The sequence below is a fragment of the Neisseria sp. P0001.S005 genome, assembly GCF_051963715.1.
Map to the genome: position 1 here is coordinate 1 of NZ_JBQCTZ010000301.1, position 2,978 is coordinate 2,978.

Consider the following 2,978-nt stretch of genomic DNA (forward strand, 5'->3'; position numbering starts at 1 on the left):
GCTAAGAAATTCGATAAAGACAGCTTCAGCGGCACGCTGATTGTGGTATTGGTTGTCAGCCTGATTTGTTCCATCATCGTTGCCGGTGCGGTCGTCGGCTTGAAACCCATCCAAGAGAAACAAAAACTCCAAGACAAACAAGGCTATATCTTGAGCGTAGCCGGTTTGATGGATAAAAACACCGACATCAGCAAAACCTTTGCCGAACGTATCGAGCAACGCGTTGTCGATTTGGCAACAGGCGAATACGTGAAAGACGCGCCGAAAGACTTCAGCGCGCGCATCGCAGGCAAAGACCCTGCCCAAAGTATCCAAATCAAACCCGAAGACGATTTGGCCGGCATCAAAAGCCGTGCCAAATACACTGAGGTTTACTTGGTAAAAGGTGAAGACGGCAAAGTCAGCCAAATCATCCTGCCTATGCACGGCAACGGTTTGTGGTCTGTCATGTACGGTTTTGTCGCCATTCAACCTGACGGCAACACCATCAACGGCATTACCTACTACGACCAAGGCGAAACCCCGGGCTTGGGCGGCGAAATCGGCAATCCGTTGTGGCAACAAAAATTCGTCGGCAAAAAACTGTTTAACGAACAAGGCAAACTCGCCCTGCATGTTGGCAAAGGCGCAAGTTCGGACAAAGAACACGGCGTAGATGCCCTCTCCGGCGCATCGCTGACATCTAAAGGCGTGCAAGGTTCGTTCGCCTACTGGTTCGGCGAAAACGGCTATATCCCCTACCTGAACAAATTGAAATCAGCAGGAGCACAATAATGGCTGACATGAAACGCTTGAAATATTTGATGTTTTCACCCTTTATCGACAACAACCCGATTGCCTTGCAGGTTTTGGGAATTTGTTCGGCTTTGGCGGTTACCACCAAACTTCAGACGGCCATCGTAATGGGTATTTCCGTAGCTTTGGTAACCGGTTTTTCCAGTTTCTTCATTTCTTTGGTACGCAACTACATCCCCAACAGCATCCGTATTATCGTGCAAATGGCGATTGTTGCTTCCTTGGTAACGCTGGTTGACCAACTGCTCCAAGCCTTTGCCTATGAGCTGTCCAAGCAGCTGTCCGTATTCGTCGGCCTGATTATTACCAACTGTATCGTGATGGGCCGTGCCGAAGCATTCGCCATGAAAGAACCTCCTTTGGAGAGCTTGGTTGACGGTATCGGCAACGGCGCAGGTTACGGCATGATGTTGATCATCATCGCAACCATCCGCGAACTGATCGGCTCAGGCAAGCTCTTTGGCTACACCATTTTCCAAACCGTACAAGATGGCGGCTGGTATCAAACCAACGGCTTGTTCCTGCTCGCCCCTAGCGCGTTCTTCATCATCGGCTTCTTGGTATGGGGTCTACGCACTTGGAAACCTGAACAGGCGGAGAAATAACACATGGAACATTACTTAAGCCTCTTTGTAAAATCCGTCTTTCTGGAAAACATGGCACTTTCCTTCTTCTTGGGGATGTGTACGTTTTTGGCGGTATCTAAAAAAGTATCCACTGCATTCGGTTTGGGCGTTGCCGTAACTTTCGTACTCGGCCTGTCCGTCCCAGCCAACCAACTTGTTTACTCGCTGTTGAAAGACGGTGCGCTGGTTGAAGGCGTAGACCTGACCTTCCTGAAATTCATCACCTTCATCGGCGTGATTGCTGCTTTGGTGCAGATTTTGGAAATGTTCTTGGATAAATTCGTCCCTGCCCTCTACAACGCATTGGGTATCTACCTGCCTCTGATTACCGTAAACTGCGCGATTTTCGGTGCCGTATCGTTTATGGCGCAACGCGAATACAACTTCGGCGAGTCCGTTGTATATGGTTTTGGTGCAGGTTTGGGCTGGCTTTTGGCTATTGTCGCTTTGGCGGGCATTACCGAAAAAATGAAATATTCGGATGTCCCTAAAGGCCTCAAAGGCTTGGGCATTACCTTTATCGCTGCTGGCCTGATGGCAATGGCGTTTATGTCGTTCTCCGGCATCCAGTTATAAGAAAGGAATCGGCATGGAGATTATTTTAGGTATCGTGATGTTTACCGTCATCGTCTTGGTGTTGGCACTGATGATTCTGTTTGCCAAATCCAAGTTGGTGAGCGAAGGTGACATCACCATCAAAGTCAATAACGAAAAAGAGCTGACGATGCCTGCCGGCGGCAAACTGTTGGGTGCGCTTGCCAGCCAAGGTATCTTCGTTCCTTCCGCCTGCGGTGGCGGCGGCTCATGCGGTCAGTGCCGTGTTGTCGTGAAAAGCGGCGGCGGTGACATTCTGCCGACCGAGTTGTCCCACATCAGCAAACGCGAAGCGCGCGAAGGCTGCCGTCTGTCTTGTCAGGTCAACGTTAAAACCGACATGGACATCGAAGTACCGGAAGAAGTGTTCGGCGTGAAAAAATGGGAATGCACCGTCATCTCCAATGACAACAAAGCCACGTTCATTAAAGAACTTAAGCTTGCCATTCCTGAAGGCGAAGAAGTTCCTTTCCGCGCCGGCGGCTACATTCAAATTGAAGCCCCTCCTCATACCGTTGCCTACAAAGACTTCGACATTCCTAAGGAATATCACGAAGACTGGGACAAATACAATCTGTGGCAATACGTTTCCAAAGTGGACGAACCGATTTTGCGTGCCTACTCTATGGCTTCATACCCTGAAGAAAAAGGCATCATTATGCTGAACGTGCGTATCGCTACGCCGCCTCCACGCGTACCTGATGCGCCTCCAGGACAAATGTCGTCCTACATCTGGTCACTCAAACCCGGTGATAAAGTAACGATTTCCGGTCCGTTTGGCGAATTCTTTGCCAAAGATACCGATGCCGAAATGGTATTTATCGGCGGTGGTGCGGGTATGGCGCCGATGCGTTCCCACATTTTCGACCAGCTGAAACGTTTGAACTCCAAACGTAAGATTACCTTCTGGTATGGTGCCCGTTCTAAACGCGAGATGTTCTATGTCGAAGACTTCGACCAACT

4 protein-coding genes are annotated in these 2,978 nt (G+C 49.7%); all 4 read left to right on the forward strand.

The window, feature by feature from the left end:
• Window positions 1–774: Na(+)-translocating NADH-quinone reductase subunit C (locus ACTHSP_RS19180; RefSeq protein WP_440346694.1), on the forward strand; the 774-nt coding region annotated here is incomplete at its 5' end.
• Window positions 774–1,400 (forward strand): NADH:ubiquinone reductase (Na(+)-transporting) subunit D, encoded by a 627-nt coding sequence (locus ACTHSP_RS19185; RefSeq protein ID WP_003684313.1) that lies wholly within the window; start codon window positions 774–776, stop codon window positions 1,398–1,400. The genes ACTHSP_RS19180 and ACTHSP_RS19185, both read left to right, overlap by 1 nt.
• 3 nt (window positions 1,401–1,403) lie before the next feature.
• Entirely contained in the window at window positions 1,404–1,997 is a 594-nt protein-coding gene (gene nqrE, locus ACTHSP_RS19190) for an NADH:ubiquinone reductase (Na(+)-transporting) subunit E (protein ID WP_003684365.1), read from the forward strand.
• Window positions 1,998–2,010: 13 nt separating this feature from the next.
• The coding region (nqrF, locus tag ACTHSP_RS19195) for an NADH:ubiquinone reductase (Na(+)-transporting) subunit F (RefSeq protein WP_440346695.1) at window positions 2,011–2,978 on the forward strand (968 nt) is incomplete at its 3' end.